This window comes from Micromonospora sp. WMMD708, assembly GCF_049315245.1.
Classification (GTDB): Bacteria; Actinomycetota; Actinomycetes; order Mycobacteriales; family Micromonosporaceae; genus Micromonospora; species Micromonospora wenchangensis.
The window spans coordinates 3131846-3148146 of sequence record NZ_CP186060.1 but is presented as its reverse complement, the minus strand read 5'-3'; the positions used below and the strand labels follow the sequence as shown (position 1 = coordinate 3148146).

Sequence of the window (16301 nt, the reverse complement as noted above, 5' to 3'; positions counted from 1 at the left end):
CGGGGACGCGGGGCCGGAGCGAGGGGGTCGCACCGGCCCCGCAACGCGTCCACCACAAACCCGTCGCCCACCCGCCCACCCACCGCTATCGTCGCCGCATGCCGCACGACCCCCACGTCCGGGAACTCACCGCCGACGACCACGCCGCCGCCTGGCACCTCGGCCGCACCGCCTTCGGCTCCGACCCGCAACCCGAACCACCACCCACCACCACCCCCGGCACCACCCGCTACGGCGCGTTCGACCACACCGGCCGCCTCATCGGCAAAGCCGTCGACCTGCACCACCACCAGTGGTGGGACGGCCGCACCATCGCCGCCGCCGACATCGCCGGCGTCGCCGTCACCCCCGAAGCCCGCGGCCGCGGCATCGCCCGCGCCCTACTCACCACCCTCCTCCGCGACGCACACGACCGGGGCGCCGCCGTCAGCGCGCTGTTCCCCACCGTCGCCGCCCCCTACCGCGCCTGCGGCTGGGAAACCGCCGGCACCCTACGCACCGTCAACCTCCCCACCGCCCTGCTCACCCGCCACCGCCCCAGCCCACACCTCACCGTCCGCCCCGGCACCCCCGCCGACCTCACCGCCGTCGACGAACTGCACACCCACACCACCCGCCACCGCCGCGGCCTACTCGCCCGCAGCGGCCCCCTGCACGAACACCACCGCACCCGCCACACCACCGACAACACCCTGCCCTACGACGGCCTCACCCTCGTCGAACACCACGGCCACCTCGTCGGCTACGCCGGCTGGGACCGCCGCAACCACTACGGCGACGACGGCACCATCACCGTCGACGACCTCGCCGCCACCACCGCCGACGCCGCCCGCGAACTCGTCGGCATCCTCGCCAGCTGGCACAGCGTCGCCCCCACCCTGCGCCTCACCCTGCTCCCCGGCGACCCCCTCACCCCCCACCTTCCCGTGGAAAAGGCCCGCGAACACGAACAGGACACCTGGATGCACCGCCCCGTCGACGTCACCCGCGCCATCCGCGACCGGGGCTGGCCGCCACACCTGCACGGCACCGTCACCTTCACCCTCGACGACCCCCTCGCCGACTGGAACACCGGCACCTGGCACCTGGAGATCACCGACGGCCACGCCGAACTACGCCGCACCACCACCCCCGCCGACCTGCACCTGACCGTCCGCGGCTTCGCCCTGCTCTACACCGGCGCCGCCACCGCCCGCACCGTCGCCCAGGCCGGCCTGCTGCACCACCCCACCGGCACCGACCCCACCCCACTCGACCTGCTCGCCGCCGGCGGCCCCGCCCAACTCGGCGACTACTTCTGACCCACCCCGGCCGGGGGCCTGCGGGCCTGCTGCCCCCGACCGGCCCCCACCACAGCCGTCACCGGCCCCACCTCACCGCGCCTCACGCAACTCCGCCAACCGCGCCTCGATCTCCGCCAACTCCGCCCGCAACTTCTCCGCCTGCTGCTCCGCCTCCGACCGCTCCGCCGACAGGATCTGCTCCACCGCCTCCTGCACCCCCGGCACATCCACCAACGCCACCATCCGCAACGCCTCCGCCGGCTTCACCACGTACGGCTTCGCCAACGCCTTCGCCCCCTGCTGCGCCGCCACCGTCCACTCACCGTCGGCATACGCCAACGTCACCGTCAACCCCGCCGGCCCCTTCGGCTTCGCCACCTTCGCCGGCCGACGCGCCGCCGGCTTCTCCACCGGCACCGACTGCTGCTCCACCCTCGACTCCTCCCGACGCGGCACCGGCACCCGGGGCGTGTCCAACACGAACTCCGGCTCCGCCTTCACCGCCGGCTCCACCTGCTCCACCACCGGCTCCGACTTCGCCTCCACCACCCGACGACCCGCCCCCCGCGGCGCCACCGCCAGATCAGCGGGGGAGAAGGGCAACTCGTCGCGCCCGAACCGCACCACCACGAACTCGTCCGACACCGCCGGATCGGTCACCTCCACCACCTGACCCACCTGCCCGGCGATCTGCCCCGCCGACGCGGTGAACACCACCTTCGGCTTCCGCCCCGCCGCCAACGCCTCCCGGATACCCCGCACCTCGTCATCGGACAAACCCTGGCCCGCCATCACAACCCTCTTTCGTACACGTGTCTGATCCTGCCTTGATACCAGCCCACCGCGACAACCGGACGATCAGCCCCCCAACACCCGCAACGCCTCGTCCGCATGCTCGTTCATCCCCAACTCGCTGTGCACCACCGCCAGCACCCGCCGGTCCCGACCGATCACGAACGTCATCCGCCGCGTGCTCAACGGCCCCAACGGCAACCGCCGCCGCACCCCGAACGCCTGCGCCACCGCACCGTCGACATCCGACAACAACGGATAGTCGAACCCGTGCATCCGGGAGAACTCCGCCTGCTTCTCCACCGGATCCCGACTGATCCCCACCCGCTGCGCCCCCACCGCCGCGAACTCCGCCGCCAGATCCCGGAAGTGACAACTCTCCGCCGTACACCCACGCGTCATCGCCGCCGGATAAAAGAACAACACCACCGGTCCCGCCGCCAACAACTCCGACAACCGCCGCGGCGTACCCGTCTGATCCGGCAGCACGAAATCCTCCACCAGATCACCGACACTCACACCCACCACACACCTCCACCGATCCGATCCGTCCGAAACGCGGAGAGCGTAAGCGATCACCACGCACAGCGCCGCGCCACCGCGCCACGTGAGCACCCACACCCTGCCCACCACACCCCCGACGGAGGTACCGTCACCCCACCGCACACCGGACCGGCAGGGGAGCAGGAACAATGACCGCGGTCACCGTCATCACCGGCGGCAGCCGAGGCATCGGCGCCGCCACCGCCCGACGACTCGCCGCCGCCGGCCACCACCTCGCCATCGGCTACCGCCGCGACCACGCCGCCGCAGCCGCCGTCGTCGCCGACATCCACCGCCTCGGCCGCCGCGCCGTCGCCGTCCCCGCCGACACCACCGACCCCACCCACGTCGACCGCCTCTTCACCGCCGCCGCCGACCTCGGCCCCCTCACTGCCCTGGTCAACAACGCCGGCATCACCAGCCCCATCGGCCCCTTCACCGCGCTGCGCCCCGACGACCTGCGGCGCGTCGTCGACGTCAACCTCATCGGCTACGTCCTCTGCGCCCAACAGGCCGCCCACCGCCTCACCCACGGCGGCGCCATCGTCAACATCTCCTCCGCCGCCGCCACCCTCGGCAGCCCGGGGGAGTACATCCACTACGCCGCCGTCAAAGCCGCCACCGACACCCTCACCATCGGCCTGGCCAAGGAACTCGCCCCCCGCGGCATCCGGGTCAACGCCGTCGCCCCCGGCATCATCCGCACCGACATCCACACCGACTCCGGCGTACCCGACCGCGCCGACACCGCCGCCGACCGCATTCCCCTCGGCCGCGCCGGCGAACCCGACGAGGTCGCCGGCGCCGTCGCCTGGCTACTCGGACCCGACGCCACCTACACCACCGGCGCGGTACTACGCGTCGCCGGCGGCCTCTGACCGCCGTCGCCACACCCTCTCACCCGGTGAACAGCTTCGCCGCCGTCAGCACCGTCTGCACCACCCCGTACACCAGCAGCACCGACACCGACCAGGAACCCACGATCGGAACCGTCGCGAACCCACCGCTGTAGAACGACAGGATGCCGCACTTCAGCAGCACGAACAACGCTGTTGGCCGGCCGGCCAGGGCCAGTGCCGCGCACAGCTCCGCGTCCTGACCGCAGTGCACCCTTTCTCCACCGACGCTGGCCGCCGGGACGAAGCCCGCTGCCTGCTGTGCGCCGCACTTCAGGTCTGACCTGCTCGCAAGTTCGCCTTTCGATGTACTGCACACGGCTTAATTCTGGTCCGGTCACAGCGGTCTCGTAAACGACCGCCCGTTCTGGGGGTCAGCCGAAGGACACGGACAGACGCCTCGCATTCGCCGCCAGCTCAGACTCCTCCGATCAACTCAACATCCCTCTCTATCCCGCGGCGGGATAACTGCTGGCAGGGCCACCCCATCAGGCAGCACCGTTTCGTCGTCCACTCGGGCACATCCCACTGAGTCGGTATTCATGCCCTTCACCCCGCCAAGGTACGCACCGCTCAAGTCCGTATTGGTCAGGTACGCACCGCTCAGGTCCGCATCAGTCAGGCTCGCATCAGTCAGGTTCGCATTGGTCAGATTCGCGCTCACCAGGTTCGCGCTTCCGAGGTTCGCACTTACCAGTTTCGCATTCCCCAGGTCGGTCTCGTTCATATTCACACCGCTCAGGTCCGCGTTGGTCAGGTCCGCGTTGGTCAGGAATGCGTCGTCAAGATTCGCCCCGCCCAGGCTTACGCCGGCCAGATACGCGTTGCGCAGACCCGCGCTGTTCAGGTTCACGAGATTCAGGTTTGCGCCGGCCAGGTATGCGTCGCGCAAGTCCACGCGCGCCAGGTTCGCACGGGTCAGGTTCGCGCCCGACAAGTTCGAGCGGGTGAGGTCGAGCCGGGTGCTGCCGTCGTGGGTGATGTCCCGACGGCCCAGCACCGTTAGTGTGGCTTGAATATCCACCGACGGGGGGACCGCAGGACGGTCGGCGGTTGGACGTGGGACCGGGCGTGCGGGCTTCGGGGGTGCAGGGGCATGCACCCTGACGAACGCGGCAAGGACGTCAACGACGGCGGGTTGGTCCTCGGCAGAGTCACGCATGATGCGTTCCAGGGCGTAGATCGCGCCGAGGCGTACGTCGACCTTTTCCGGGCCGGATTGGCCGAGCTGCTCGACGGCCTTGGTGAATCGGTCGGTGATCTGTCCTTGTTCAGTCAGGCGCCGCTGCTCGCGGTTGGCCCTGCTGATTTCCTGGTTGGCCTCATAGGTCAGGTACAGGCCGGCGGCGAGGACGAGCACCGAGACCACCTGGCCGACGGCGATCCACCGCTGCCACGGGTCGGGCCTGAGGTCGATCGGCGCATGCTCCAGGCGCATGACGCGGTTCCGGCTGCCGTCGCGCAAACGGACGACAGGACCATGTTTGGGAAGGGAAGCGGCTCGGGACATCCGGACGTTGGGGGGCATGTCTCCATTTGACCTCAACCCGGCCAACCGCCGGCACCCGTCCGATCCGGTTTTAGCCACGCTATTGCCGACCAAGCCTTTACACCCGCGATGTGGGATACGAGGGGCTGGCCGCGTCCGCGAAGTCGAGGAGTACAAGTGCTCGCCGGCACCGACCCCGAGACCGTCGACCCGGCGGCTGCCGGGTCATCGTGGTGAGCAAACGGTCACCCGACCGCCCTCGCCACCACCATGGCCTCGATTCGATAATGTACATTATGTAAAGTTGACCGGGAGAGGGGCCCCTGCCGGCATTCGGACCCCCGGGTGGCGGACTGCCCGTCTCCACAGCCACGCCCCGCTGCTTCTCACACCCGCGCGATGGAAACCCGCAGCAGCGGGGTCGCACCGCCGCCGGCCCCACGGGCGAGCCGTCGGTCTTCCAGGCGGCAGGACGCGCCAGTTGGCCGCGCATGGCCGGCCTCCACTGCCGACCGGACCAACGTCCAGCCGTAGGACCCCACGCGCTGGTGCTCCGCCGAGAGCGTGGGCGATGTCGGCGGGTGCGACCCGGTCCGCACGCACCGCGGAGCAGCCTGACGTCGCTCCCCTCCCCTCGGTCGCCGACAACCCGAGAAAGCTGCATAATATCCCTTATGCATGACAAACAGGACGAATCGGTAGGGCTGCTCATCGAGGAGTTCCTGACCGCGCGCGCCGCCCGCAAACCCTCACCGCACACCCAGGAGGCGTACCGGCGGGATCTGCGGACCGTCGCGGCGCTGGCCGGCGAGGAGTGCACCCCTCCCCTGTCCCCCCACGAGCTGACGATCTCCGCTCTCTCCCCGCGGTTGATGCGGGCGGCGTTCGCCCGGTTCGCCGCGCCCCGGGCGGCGGCGTCGGTGCACCGGGCCTGGTCGAGCTGGAACGGGTTCTTCTCGTTCCTGGTGGCCGAGCAGGTGGTGGCGGGCAACCCGATGCCGGCGGTGGGGCGTCCCCGTACCCCGCTCCCCCAGCCCAAGCCGTTGCGGGGTGAGGACACGCCGGAGGTGCTCCTGGAATCGGTGTCGCGGGAGGACGCGCGGCAGCGCGATCCGTGGCCGGAGCGGGACGTGGCGGTGCTGGCGTTGGCGTTGTGCGCGGGGCTGCGCCTGGCGGAGCTGTTGGCGTTGCGGGTGTCGTCGGTGTCGGGGCGGGTCGGTGAGCGGCGGGTGGCGGTGGACGGCAAGGGTGGCCGGCCGAGGGTGGTGCCGGTGGAGCCGGAGCTGGACGAGGTGGTGTCGGCCTACCTGGACAGTCGGCGGCGGCGGTTCGGGGCGCGCAGCGTACGCCGGGACGGGGTGTTGTTGGTGGACCGGCGGGGTGAGCCGCTGCGGCGGGGCGGGTTGCAGTATCTCGTGGATTCCTGTTACCGGCGGGCGGGGATCACCGACCGGGTGCCGGCGGGGGCCCGGTTGCACGCGTTGCGGCACACGTTCGCCACCCGGTTGGCCGAGGACGGGGCGGGGGCGGCGGAGATCATGCGGTTGTTGGGGCATGCGTCGTTGGCGTCGTCGCAGACGTACATCGAGGTGACGGCGGGTCAGCAGCGGGCGGCGGTGCGGTCGAACCGGACGAACCGGGTGTTGGTGGGGTTGGTGTCGGGTTCAGCTCGGGCGGTAGGAGCAGCGGGTGCCGGTGCTGATCGTCGTGCGTAGGTGGTCGCCGAGTACGGGGTCGCTGATGGTGATGCGGTCCAGGGCACGGCGGATGGCCTTGCCGACGGCGATGCGGGCCCGTTCGGTGTTGTCGGTGAAGGTGCGGTCGCGACCGTGGAGTCCGGTGTGGGCGGCGAGTTCGTCGATGAGCCACTGGCGTTCGGTGCGGGCCTGTTCGGCGCGGCGCGGGTCGTGGGCGTCGTCGGCTTCGTCGATGGCGGCGGTGAGGTCGCGGAGTCGTCGCTGGTAGGCCCGTTTGGCGGTGTCGTCGAGGACGGGTTGGTGGTCGGTGGTGGGTGCTGTGCCGCCGGCGAGCTGGATGGCGGGGATGTCGTGTCCGGGGTTGGCGATGAGGGTGGCGAGGTATCGGGCGCCGACGCAGTCGTCGATGGTGGCGGTGCGGTGGCCGAGGCTGAGCTGCCAGTGTCGGCCGTGGCGGTGGCACCGGATGTGTGGGCGGTGGGGGGTGCGGGGGCGTGGTGGTGGGGTGGGGAGGGTCATGCCGAGTTCGGTGGCGTCGGTGTGGGCGAGGTGGCGTTGTCGTTCGGCTTCTCGGCGGTCGTGTTGGCCGGGGCGCTGGTCGAGGGCCTGGGCCAGGCGGGCGCGGGAGAGGGTGGCGGCGGGGAGGTGGCCGAGCCTGAGGTTGTCGTGTACGGCGGCGTGGAGGTGGGTGATGGCGCGGTCGGTTTCGCCGGCGGTGAGGGCGGCGGTGCCGAGGGCGTGCTGGGTGCTGCCGAAGCAGGTGATGGCGAGGCTGGCCAGCATGGGTCGGTCGGCGTAGGGGGTGAGGAGGTTGTAGGCCTCGGTGGCGAGGTGGCCGTCGTCGAGGAGGTGGGCTGCTTCGACGATGCCGTGGAGGGTGACGAGCCAGCTGCTGGATCGGGGCAGGGTGGTGAGGTCGGGTTGGCGGAGGCGGGCGAGGGCGGCGGTGGCTTCGCGGCGGTGTCCGGCGAGGGCGGAGGCGACGGCGAGTGCTGCCTGGTATGAGTGGTCGACGGCGCTGAGGGTGGGTGAGACGGCCAGTTCGCGCAGCGTCGGGAGGTGGTCGGCGAGGTGGCCTTGGTACCAGGCGATGGTGGTCAGGTGGGCGCCGTGCCAGCCGGTGGTGTCGGCGTCGCCGGCGGTGATGCCTCGTTGGGCGCAGGTGGCGGCGCGGGCGTGGGCTTCGGTGAGTTTGCCGGCGCGGATGGTGAGCATGACGTCGATGGCGTGGGCGACGTAGGACACGGCGAGGTGGTCGCGGTGGGTGAGGTGGGTGTGGAGTTCGGTGAGGCTGCGTTCGGCTTGGGGGTGGGTGTCGAGGAACTGGTCGACGGTGCGCCAGAGGAGGGCGACCAGGAGGTCGCTGCGGCGGCCGGTGGCGAGGGCTGCGGTGAGGGCGTGTTGGCTGAGTTCGTGGCGTAGTCGGGTGTGGTCGGGGCCGAGGAGGCAGTGGTGGGCGAGGCTTGCGGTTTCGGTGATGGTGACGGGGTCGCCGGTGGTGCGGGCCTGGGTGGCGAGGGTGAGGGTGTCGGTGTGGGTTGCGGTGCGGTAGTCGTGTTCGGCGGCGAGTCGGGCGCGTAGTCGGATGCCGAGGGGGGTGTGGGGGTCGGTGGTGGCGATGGCGTGGTGGAGGCGGTGGAGGAGGAGGGTGGCGTCGCTGGTGGTGCGGTGTTCGTGGACCCAGAGGCCGCCCATGCCGGTGACGGCGAGGGTGCGGGTGTGGTGGTCGTCGGCGGCTTCTGCGGCGCGGTAGGCGGCGTCGAAGTGGATGCGGCTGGTGGTGAGGTCGCCGTCGGTCCACAGGGCGTCGGTGGCGCGGCGGAGCAGTTCGGTCGGGTGGGTGGTGGTGGGTGTCCTCACGGGTCACACCTCTCAATGAACCGAGTCAATGGGGTGATTGAGGTGAGTCTCGCATCGGTTTGGTTGGTGGCGTCAACGGCGTCTGCGGCCGGGAATCTGACATTCGGGGGTTTTCCGTGGTTGGGCGTCTGTTTATTGCACCGAGGTTGTGGTCGGATTGATCGGAGGCGCTGCGGGGGCGTGGGTGTGCCTGGTCCGGTGGAGGTGAGGGTGACGGTGCGCGACGATTTCCGGCTGGTGGCCGATGCGGTGGCGGCCGACATTCGGTCGGGGCGGATGCGGCCGGGGCAGCGGCTGCTCCCCCAGCGGGAGTTCGCCCGGCGTCACGGTATGGCGGTGTCGACGGCGGCTCGGGTGTATCAGGAGCTCGCGCGGCGGGGTCTGGTGGCCGGGGCGGTGGGGCGGGGCACGTTCGTGGCGGATTCCTCGGTGTGGTCGGGGGATGTGGGCCTGGTCGATCTGGAGGCCAACTTTCCGGTGTTGCCGGGGCAGTCGTCGATGGTGGCGCGGGCGTTGGGGCGGGTGCTGGTGCCGGCGGGCTTGGAGGCGGCGATGCATCCGGTGCCGGTGGACGGGACGCGGGAGTCGCGGCGGGTCGGTGCGTCCTTCCTGTCTCGGCCGGGGTGGGTGGTGGATCCTGCGCGGTTGCTGTTCACCGGTAGTGGGCGGCAGGCGATCGCGGCGGCCATGGTGGCGTTGGTGGCGCCGGGGCAGCGGCTCGGGGTGGAGGAGTTGACGTATCCGGTGGTGAAGACGATCGCGGCGCGGCACGGTGTGACGTTGGTGCCGATCGGTATGGATGGGGAGGGGTTGAGTGGGTCGGCGTTGGAGCAGGCGCATCGTCGGGCTCCGCTCGCGGCGGTCTACCTTCAGCCCTCGTTGCACAATCCGTTGGGGATGACGATGTCGGCGGGTCGGCGGGCCGAGTTGGGTGGGCGGCTCGCGCGGTTGGGTCTGGTCGCGATCGAGGACCGGATCAATTCGTTTCTGTGCGACGGGGAGTTGCCGTTGGCCGCGCATGCTCCCGAGCAGACGATCCTGGTGGACAGTTTGTCCAAGCGGGTGGGTGCGGGGCTCAATCTGGGTTTGCTGGTGTGTCCGGCCAGGTTGAGCGGGCGGGTCGCGGCGGCGGTGCGTTCCGGTACGTGGGGGGTGCCGGGTGTGGCGTTGGCGTGTGCGACCGCGGTGTTGGCCGATGGTACGGCGCAGCGGATCGTGCGGCTCAAGCAGCAGGATGCGCGGCTGCGGCAGGCGGTGGTGGCGGAGGTGTTGGCCGGGTTCGACGTGCGTGCTGATCCTGGGTCGTACCACGTGTGGTGGCGGTTGCCGGGTGGGTGGTCGGCGGGGGCGTTCGTGTCCGCTGCGGCCCGGCAGCGGGTGGTGATCAGTCCGGCGGCCGACTATGCGGTCGTGGGGGTGCCGGTGCCGGATGCGGTGCGGTTGTCGACGTCGTCGCCGGATGTGGAGACGTTGCGGGGCAGTGTGGCGTTGTTGGCCGCGATGGCGCGGCGGGCGCCGGAGGAGGTGGGTGCGGCGTACTGAGGGAGGTGGAACGGGATGGCACGGGGTGGAACGCCGTTAGGGGTGTCCGTGCTGGTGTCTTGATTCGGAGGAGACATGTCCCGTGTTCACAGAGTGCTCTGCCTGGTGGTGGCGGTGGTCCTCGCCGGGTTGACCGGTGCGGTGCCGGCGTCGGCCGGGTCGGGTGTGTCGGCGGTTCCGGCGTCGGGTGTGTCGGCGGCGGCGCCGCCGAGTGCGGTCGTCGACTGGGAGGGCCTGCCGACGTGGAGTGGTGGGTACGGCCCGATGCGTAACCAGAGCAATGGTCTGAAGGCGCTGCGGTATGCGGAGCGCGACTACGGCATCAATCTGAACTGGACCGACTGGCCGAATTCCCGGTGGGAGGTGTACGGGGAGGGTCTGCCGACGAATGCGCCGATCACGAGCACCACGAAGGTGGCGTTGCGGGTTCCGGGCGGTGGTTACCTGCGGTGGGGTGCGCAGAGTTACGGCATCGACCTGGTGTGGTCGGCCACCGCGGTGTACGAGTGGAATCTGATCACCACGGCGGGTGGTCAGGCGTTGTTCAACCGCAGCCGTAACGACTATGTGGTGTACGGCAGTCGGCCGTGGGGGGTCAATCTGATCTGGTCGGGTGATGCGATGGTCACGCCGCCGGATTCGGGGGTGACCGGGGTGCGGACGTTGTTGACGTACAACTGTCACAACGACCGGCGGCCGCTGCGGATCTGGATCAACGACATGGATGCCGGGGGTGTCTGGACGGATCTGGGTCTGCTGGGTTCGCAGTGGAGCGGCAGTAGTTGTCCGGTGGGTTCGCCGTTCAACTACTCGCCGACGGTGGCCAATCATCGGATCCAGGTGGTGGCGGTGGATTACAGCGCCCCGGGGTGTGCGAACGATCCGCTCATCGGGTCGTGTCGCCGGTCGATGGTCGGCATCATCAGCAATCCGGCTGGTGGGGTCGCGCAGATCACGGTCTCGTAGCGGGTCGGTCAGCCGGGCCCGGTCGTCGTGTGGCGGCCGGGCCCGGCGCGTGTGGTGGTGGCGGGCGGTGTGTGCGGCGGGTTTGTGGCATGGTGGTGGTGGATGCGACTGGCGGCACGGGGATGGGTCAACCATCGGGGAGCTCGTCGCGGGGGTCGACCGCCTGGGCCTCCGTGGTCGAGGTGGGTCATGTCTGTTTCCTCGTCCTTCTCCCCCATGTCCGGTACGGCCCGGTTGTTGCCGGGTGGGCCGGTGGCGGAGCGGATTCTCGCCGAGGTCGCCGAGGGGGTGGCGGCGTTGCGGGCGGCCGGGGTGGTGCCGGCGTTGGCGACGGTGCTGGTGGGTGACGACGACGCGAGCGTCGGGTACATCCGGATCAAGTCTCGCCAGGCGGCGGAGTTGGGGTTCGCGTCGCCGCACGTGCGGCTGCCCGGGTCGGCGTCGCAGGCCGATCTGCACCGGGTGTTGCGGGATTTCAACGACGACGCCGGGGTGCACGCGGTGTTGGTGCAGCATCCGGTTCCGGGGCATCTGGATTACGACCGGGCGTTGGAGGTGTTGGATCCGGATTCGGACGTGGACGGGATGCATCCGGTGAACATGGGCCGGTTGGCGTTGGGGTTGCCGGGGCCGTTGCCGTGTACGCCGGCGGGGATCGAGGCGTTGTTGGCGTTCCACGGGGTGCCGGTGGCGGGGCGGGAGGTGGTGGTGCTGGGTCGGGGTGCGACGTTGGGGCGTCCGTTGGCGATGTTGTTGGCGCAGAAGCGGCCGACGGCGAACGCGGCGGTGACGGTGGTGCACACGGGGGTGGCGGACTGGCCGCGGTACACGCGGCGGGCGGAGATCCTGGTGGCGGCGGCGGGGGTGCCGGGGATCGTGCGGCCGGAGCATGTGCGCCCGGGTGCGGTGGTGGTGGGTGGTGGGGTGCGGTATGAGGGTCGTCGGTTGTTGCCGGATGTGGACGAGTCGTGTGCGCGGGTGGCGGGGGCGATCACGCCGCGGGTGGGTGGGGTGGGTCCGACGACGGTGGCGATGTTGTTCCGTAACGCGTTGCGGGCGGCGCAGCGGGCGGTGGGACGGGGGTGACCGGGTGGGGGCGGTTCAGCCGAGGTCGACGACGAGGGGGCGGTGGTCGGAGATGGTGGAGCGGGGGGTGGCGGTGGCGGTGACCGGGGGTAGCCGGTGCCGGTCGTGGGGGTCGGCGAGGATGTGGTCGAGTTGGACGCGGGGGGCGGTGGCGGGGTAGGTGGGGTGGCGGGCGAGGGGTTGCCAGCCGGTGAGCAGGCGGGCGGGGCCGGCGGGGAGGTTGAGGTCGCCGAGGAGGATGCGGGGGGCGGGTAGGGCGCGCAGGGCGCGCACGACGCGGCGGAGTTGGTAGGCGTTCCAGCCGGGGACGAAGGACAGGTGGGTGGCGGCGGCGGTGAGGGGGCCGTGGGGGGTGTCGAGGACGGCGGCGAGGACGACGCGGGGTTCGTCGCGCAGGAGGATGAGGCCGCCGCCGGGGCCGGGGGCGTAGAGGGGTGAGCGTACGGGTGCGGGGTTGAGGCGGGTGACGTGCCAGCTGCGGACCCGGTGGCGGCTGATCAGGCCGATGCCGTAGCAGGGTTCGCCGTGGCCGTCGTCGTCGTGGCGCAGCGGGCGGAAGTGTTCGCCGGGGGTGCCGACGACGGCGGCGGCGAAGCGGTGTTCGGGGGCGTCGAGGGCGTGGGCGGCGATGGTGGTGAGGTCGTGGTGGCCGCTGCGGGACTGGTCGCGGTCGACTTCCTGGAGGGCGAGGATGTCGGCGTCGAGGGCGTGGACGGCGGCGGTGAGCCGGTCGGGGTCGACGAGTCCGTCGGTCAGGGAGCGGCCGTGGAGCAGGTTGAAGGTGGCCAGGCGCACGTGTGCACCCTACGTGGCGTGGGACAGTTGCTGGATGATCAAGTTGCTGTGTTGTTCGGTGCTGGTGTTCGTGGCGGTGGGTGTGGTGGGGGTGTGGTTGCGGCGGCGGCGTGGGCGGTGAGGTGGGCCACCTGGGCGGGTGGGTGGCCGGGTGGGGCGGGGAGAATGGCCGGCCGTGGATCCTGTGTCGTTGACGACTCTGCTGACTGCGGCTGCCCTGGCGGGGTGGGTGGATGCGGTGGTGGGTGGGGGTGGGTTGTTGTTGTTGCCGGCGTTGTTGGTGGCGGCGCCGGGGGTGCCGGTGGCGACGGCGTTGGGGACGAACAAGGTGGCGGCGATCTTCGGTACGTCGACGGCGGCGGTGACGTATGCGCGGCGGACGAGGCTGGACTGGGCGGTGGCGGGGCCGGCGGCCGGGTTGGCGGTGTTGACGGCGGGGTTGGGTGCGGCGTTGGCGGGTGCGGTGCCGGGTGGCGTGTACCGGCCGGTGGTGCTGGTGGTGCTGGTGGCGGTGGCGGTGTTCGTGCTGGCGCGGCCGTCGCTGGGTGTGGTGGCGGCACCGCAGCGGCGCACGCCGGTGCGGGTGGTGGTGGCGGTGGGGGTGGCGGGTCTGGGTATCGCTCTGTATGACGGGTTGATCGGGCCGGGTACGGGCACGTTCCTGGTGTTGGCGTTCACGGCGGTTCTGGGGTCGGATTTCGTGCATGCCTCGGCGATGGCGAAGGTGGTGAACGCGGGTACGAATCTGGGTGCGCTCGTGGTGTTCGGGTTGACCGGGCACGTGTGGTGGGCGTTGGGTGCGGCGATGGCGGTGTGCAACGTGGTGGGGGCGCTGGTGGGGGCGCGGATGGCGTTGCGTCGGGGTGCGGGGTTCGTGCGGGTGGTGTTGCTGGTGGTGGTGTTGGCGTTGGTGGCGAAGTTGGGGTACGACCAGTGGCTGGCCGGCTGAGCGGGGTGGGTGCTCGGCGGGCCAGCCACTGGTCGTCAGGGGTGGGTCAGGCGTGCCGGACGACGGTGTCGTAGTCGAGGCGGGGCAGGCGGGGGTGCCAGGCGTCGGGGCCGGGGTGGCCGATGTTGACCAGGAGCAGGGACTTCCAGCCGGTGTCGGTGAAGAATTCGTTGTCGACGCCGGTGGCGTCGAATCCGCCCATGGGTCCGGCGGCGAGGCCGGCGGCGCGCACGGCGAGCAGGAAGTAGCCGACCTGCAGGCCGGCGTTGAAGCGGGCCATGCCGTCGCGGGTGGTGGGGTCGGCGGCGAAGTGTTCGCGCATGCCGGGGCGGATGGGGAAGATGGTGTCGAGGTGTTCGTGGAAGTCGGTGTCGGCGGCGAGGACGGCGACGACGGGGGCGGTGGCGGTCTTGGCGCGGTTGCCCTCGGCGACGTGGGTGAGGAGGCGGTCGCGGCCGTCGCCGGGGCGGACGAACAGGACGCGCAGGGGTTGGACGTTCATGGCGGTGGGTGGGTACTTGGCGAGGTCGTAGATGGCGCGGAGTTGTTCGTCGCTGACGGGGGTGTCGGTGAAGGTGTTGGCGGTGCGGGCTTCGGTGAACAGTTGGGCCTGGGCCTGCGGGTCGAGGGTGATGAGGTGGTCGGGCAGTACGTCGGTCATGGTGTCCTCCGGTCGGATCGACGATGTGCTGCGGCCAGAGTAGCAGCTAGTTTTTTCGAAGTGGCTAGGGTGAGTTGCGGACCACGTATGCTGGGTCGATGACGACGTGCTCCCCGACCGACGGCGGGCCCCGCGCCTGCCCCGGGGGGCTGTCCCGGGCGTTCGCGTTCCTCGGCAAGCGGTGGAACGGCATGATCCTGGGCACCCTCGCCCAGGGGCCGGCCGGCTTCGCCGAGCTGGCGCGGGCGCTGCCCGGCATCAGCGAGTCGGTGCTGTCCGACCGGCTCGGTGAGCTGGCCCGGGTCGGCCTGGTCAGCCGCACGGTGCGCGAGGGTCCCCCGCTGGGCGTCAGCTACCAGTTGACCGGGCGGGGCGCGGCCCTGCTGCCGGCGCTGGACGAGCTGGCCCGGTGGGCCGACGAGAACCTCCCCACGGGTCGTTGCTGACCGGTGCCGGTCCGCGCCGAACACGACCGCGCCGAGCTGGCCGCGCTGCTGCGCCGCGATCCGGTGCTGCACGCCTACCAGTTGGGTGACCTGGACGACTTCTTCTGGCCGTACACGACGTGGTTCCGGCGCGGCGACCAGGTGGTGCTGCTCTACCACGGGGCGGCCGAGCCGGTGCTGCTGGCGTTCGCCGCGCAACGCGACGGCGCCGTCATGACGGCGCTGCTCGACGAGGTAGCCCCGGTGCTGCCGGCCCGCCTGTACGCGCACCTGTCCCCCGGCCTGGAGCGGGTCCTCGCGGGCCGGTACGTCCTCACCCCGGCCGGGGCGCACCTGCGGATGGCGTTGACCGACCCGGGGCGGATCGCCGGCACCGCCGCGCAGGGTGAGGTGCTCGACACCGCGGACCTGCCGGCGTTGCGGGACCTGTACGCGGCGGCGTACCCGGGGAACTGGTTCGACCCGCGGATGCTCGACACCGGCCACTACGTGGGGATACGCGAGGGCGACGCCCTGCTGGCGGTGGCCGGGGTGCACGTGTGGTCGCCGACGTACCGGGTGGCCGCGGTGGGGAACGTGACCACCCGTCCGCAGGTGCGGGGGCGGGGGCTGGGCGCTGCGGTGGTGGCCGCGTTGTGTGCCCGGCTGGCCGCGAGCGTCGACCACGTGACGTTGAACGTGCGGGCCGACAACACGGTCGCGGTGCGCCTCTACGAACGGTTGGGGTTCACCCGGGTCGCCGGGTTCGGCGAGTACACGATGACCGTCGGGGCGGGGTCAGCCGCGTCGGCGGGGTGAGTCGAACCGGCCGGCGCGGATCTCCCGCAGGGCCTTGCGGCGCACGTCGCCGCGCAGGGTGTCGACGTAGAGCCGGCCGGCGAGGTGATCGGTCTCGTGTTGCAGGGCGCGGGCGAGGAAGCCGCTGCCGGAGATGGTCAACGGGTCGCCGTGCCGGTCGACGCCGTGCACGGTGGCGTGCAGGGCGCGGCGGGTCGGGAAGTACAGGCCGGGAATGGACAGGCACCCCTCGTCGTCGTCCTGGATCTCGTCGGACAGCTCGATCGTGGGGTTGATCAGGTGCCCCCGGTGGCCGTCGGCGTCGTAGACGAACACCTGGGCGTCGACGCCGATCTGGGGGGCGGCGACACCGGCCCGGCCCGGTTCGCCGGTGAGGGTGTCCATCAGGTCGTCGACGAGCCGTTGCAGGGCGGCGTCGAAGCGGGTCACCGGGGTGCAGGCGGTGCGCAGGACGGGATCACCGATGATCCGGATCGGGCGTACGGTCATGTCCGGAAG

17 protein-coding genes and 1 riboswitch are annotated in these 16301 nt (G+C 71.2%); of the genes, 9 read left to right on the top strand and 8 right to left on the bottom strand.

The window, feature by feature from the left end:
- Positions 1 to 98: 98 nt before the first annotated feature.
- On the top strand, positions 99 to 1301 hold the full coding sequence (locus ACN260_RS13925; protein ID WP_422756363.1) for a GNAT family N-acetyltransferase: 1203 nt from the start codon (positions 99 to 101) through the stop codon (positions 1299 to 1301).
- 72 nt (positions 1302 to 1373) lie between these two features.
- Here the strand turns inward: ACN260_RS13925 and ACN260_RS13920 are convergent, their stop codons facing one another.
- Together ACN260_RS13920 and ACN260_RS13915 are read right to left on the bottom strand one after the other, a co-directional pair.
- Positions 1374 to 2075 (bottom strand): hypothetical protein, encoded by a 702-nt coding sequence (locus ACN260_RS13920; RefSeq protein ID WP_422756362.1) that lies wholly within the window; start codon positions 2073 to 2075, stop codon positions 1374 to 1376.
- A 66-nt stretch (positions 2076 to 2141) separates the two neighbouring features.
- On the bottom strand, positions 2142 to 2594 hold the full coding sequence (locus tag ACN260_RS13915; protein WP_422756361.1) for a peroxiredoxin: 453 nt from the start codon (positions 2592 to 2594) through the stop codon (positions 2142 to 2144).
- 173 nt (positions 2595 to 2767) lie between these two features.
- On the opposite strand from ACN260_RS13915, the gene ACN260_RS13910 reads away from it, so the two are divergent.
- Positions 2768 to 3496, top strand: a complete 729-nt coding sequence (locus tag ACN260_RS13910) for an SDR family oxidoreductase (RefSeq protein ID WP_422756360.1) — start codon at positions 2768 to 2770, stop codon at positions 3494 to 3496.
- Between the two features lie 19 nt (positions 3497 to 3515).
- Here ACN260_RS13910 and ACN260_RS13905 read toward each other — a convergent pair whose 3' ends face one another.
- Together ACN260_RS13905 and ACN260_RS13900 are read right to left on the bottom strand one after the other, a co-directional pair.
- Positions 3516 to 3728 carry a hypothetical protein gene (locus tag ACN260_RS13905; protein ID WP_422756359.1) on the bottom strand — a complete coding sequence of 71 codons (213 nt, stop codon included), beginning with the start codon at positions 3726 to 3728 and terminating at the stop codon, positions 3516 to 3518.
- 222 nt (positions 3729 to 3950) lie between these two features.
- Positions 3951 to 4952: a pentapeptide repeat-containing protein gene (locus ACN260_RS13900; RefSeq protein WP_422756358.1), complete on the bottom strand. Its 1002-nt coding sequence runs from the start codon at positions 4950 to 4952 to the stop codon at positions 3951 to 3953.
- A gap of 725 nt (positions 4953 to 5677) precedes the next feature.
- Here ACN260_RS13900 and ACN260_RS13895 point away from each other — a divergent pair.
- The gene (locus ACN260_RS13895; RefSeq protein WP_422754199.1) at positions 5678 to 6718 is read left to right on the top strand and encodes a tyrosine-type recombinase/integrase; all 1041 of its coding nucleotides are present in this window, start codon (positions 5678 to 5680) and stop codon (positions 6716 to 6718) included.
- Here the strand turns inward: ACN260_RS13895 and ACN260_RS13890 are convergent.
- Positions 6668 to 8560 (bottom strand): hypothetical protein, encoded by a 1893-nt coding sequence (locus ACN260_RS13890; RefSeq protein ID WP_422754198.1) that lies wholly within the window; start codon positions 8558 to 8560, stop codon positions 6668 to 6670. The genes ACN260_RS13895 and ACN260_RS13890 overlap by 51 nt on opposite strands.
- A 42-nt stretch (positions 8561 to 8602) precedes the next feature.
- Here ACN260_RS13890 and ACN260_RS13885 point away from each other — a divergent pair, with 42 nt between their 5' ends.
- The 3 genes from ACN260_RS13885 to ACN260_RS13875 all read left to right on the top strand — a co-directional run bounded on the left by ACN260_RS13885 (position 8603) and on the right by ACN260_RS13875 (position 12154).
- The gene (locus ACN260_RS13885; protein ID WP_422754197.1) at positions 8603 to 10102 is read left to right on the top strand and encodes a PLP-dependent aminotransferase family protein; all 1500 of its coding nucleotides are present in this window, start codon (positions 8603 to 8605) and stop codon (positions 10100 to 10102) included.
- A 75-nt stretch (positions 10103 to 10177) separates the two neighbouring features.
- Positions 10178 to 11068 (top strand): hypothetical protein, encoded by an 891-nt coding sequence (locus ACN260_RS13880; RefSeq protein ID WP_422754196.1) that lies wholly within the window; start codon positions 10178 to 10180, stop codon positions 11066 to 11068.
- Between the two features lie 94 nt (positions 11069 to 11162).
- Positions 11163 to 11244: riboswitch (ZMP/ZTP riboswitch) on the top strand.
- Positions 11245 to 11257: 13 nt separating this feature from the next.
- The gene (locus ACN260_RS13875; protein WP_422754195.1) at positions 11258 to 12154 is read left to right on the top strand and encodes a bifunctional 5,10-methylenetetrahydrofolate dehydrogenase/5,10-methenyltetrahydrofolate cyclohydrolase; all 897 of its coding nucleotides are present in this window, start codon (positions 11258 to 11260) and stop codon (positions 12152 to 12154) included.
- A gap of 15 nt (positions 12155 to 12169) precedes the next feature.
- Here the strand turns inward: ACN260_RS13875 and ACN260_RS13870 are convergent, their stop codons facing one another.
- A complete protein-coding gene (locus tag ACN260_RS13870) occupies positions 12170 to 12949 on the bottom strand; it encodes an endonuclease/exonuclease/phosphatase family protein (protein WP_422754194.1) in 780 nt (259 codons plus the stop codon).
- Between the two features lie 190 nt (positions 12950 to 13139).
- Between ACN260_RS13870 and ACN260_RS13865 the strand changes: the two genes are divergently transcribed.
- Positions 13140 to 13898, top strand: coding sequence for a sulfite exporter TauE/SafE family protein (locus ACN260_RS13865; protein WP_422756357.1), 759 nt, complete (start codon positions 13140 to 13142; stop codon positions 13896 to 13898).
- Between the two features lie 46 nt (positions 13899 to 13944).
- Here the strand turns inward: ACN260_RS13865 and ACN260_RS13860 are convergent, their stop codons facing one another.
- Entirely contained in the window at positions 13945 to 14559 is a 615-nt protein-coding gene (locus ACN260_RS13860; RefSeq protein WP_422756356.1) for a malonic semialdehyde reductase, read from the bottom strand.
- 98 nt (positions 14560 to 14657) lie between these two features.
- Here ACN260_RS13860 and ACN260_RS13855 point away from each other — a divergent pair, with 98 nt between their 5' ends.
- On the top strand, positions 14658 to 15005 hold the full coding sequence (locus tag ACN260_RS13855) for a winged helix-turn-helix transcriptional regulator (protein ID WP_422756355.1): 348 nt from the start codon (positions 14658 to 14660) through the stop codon (positions 15003 to 15005).
- Positions 15006 to 15008: 3 nt separating this feature from the next.
- The gene (locus tag ACN260_RS13850; protein WP_422756354.1) at positions 15009 to 15803 is read left to right on the top strand and encodes a GNAT family N-acetyltransferase; all 795 of its coding nucleotides are present in this window, start codon (positions 15009 to 15011) and stop codon (positions 15801 to 15803) included.
- Here the strand turns inward: ACN260_RS13850 and def are convergent.
- Positions 15783 to 16292, bottom strand: coding sequence for a peptide deformylase (gene def / locus ACN260_RS13845; protein ID WP_422756353.1), 510 nt, complete (start codon positions 16290 to 16292; stop codon positions 15783 to 15785). The two genes, ACN260_RS13850 and def, sit on opposite strands and share 21 nt — an antisense overlap.
- Between the last annotated feature and the right edge of the window lie 9 nt (positions 16293 to 16301).

Coding starts and splice junctions, on each gene's coding strand:
- ACN260_RS13925 (WP_422756363.1), top strand. CDS start 99: ATGCCGCACGACCCCCACGTCCGGGAACTCACCGCCGACGACCACGCC.
- ACN260_RS13920 (WP_422756362.1), bottom strand. CDS start 2,075: ATGGCGGGCCAGGGTTTGTCCGATGACGAGGTGCGGGGTATCCGGGAG.
- ACN260_RS13910 (WP_422756360.1), top strand. CDS start 2,768: ATGACCGCGGTCACCGTCATCACCGGCGGCAGCCGAGGCATCGGCGCC.
- ACN260_RS13900 (WP_422756358.1), bottom strand. CDS start 4,952: ATGCGCCTGGAGCATGCGCCGATCGACCTCAGGCCCGACCCGTGGCAG.
- ACN260_RS13895 (WP_422754199.1), top strand. CDS start 5,678: ATGCATGACAAACAGGACGAATCGGTAGGGCTGCTCATCGAGGAGTTC.
- ACN260_RS13880 (WP_422754196.1), top strand. CDS start 10,178: ATGTCCCGTGTTCACAGAGTGCTCTGCCTGGTGGTGGCGGTGGTCCTC.
- ACN260_RS13875 (WP_422754195.1), top strand. CDS start 11,258: ATGTCTGTTTCCTCGTCCTTCTCCCCCATGTCCGGTACGGCCCGGTTG.
- ACN260_RS13860 (WP_422756356.1), bottom strand. CDS start 14,559: ATGACCGACGTACTGCCCGACCACCTCATCACCCTCGACCCGCAGGCC.
- ACN260_RS13855 (WP_422756355.1), top strand. CDS start 14,658: ATGACGACGTGCTCCCCGACCGACGGCGGGCCCCGCGCCTGCCCCGGG.
- def (WP_422756353.1), bottom strand. CDS start 16,292: ATGACCGTACGCCCGATCCGGATCATCGGTGATCCCGTCCTGCGCACC.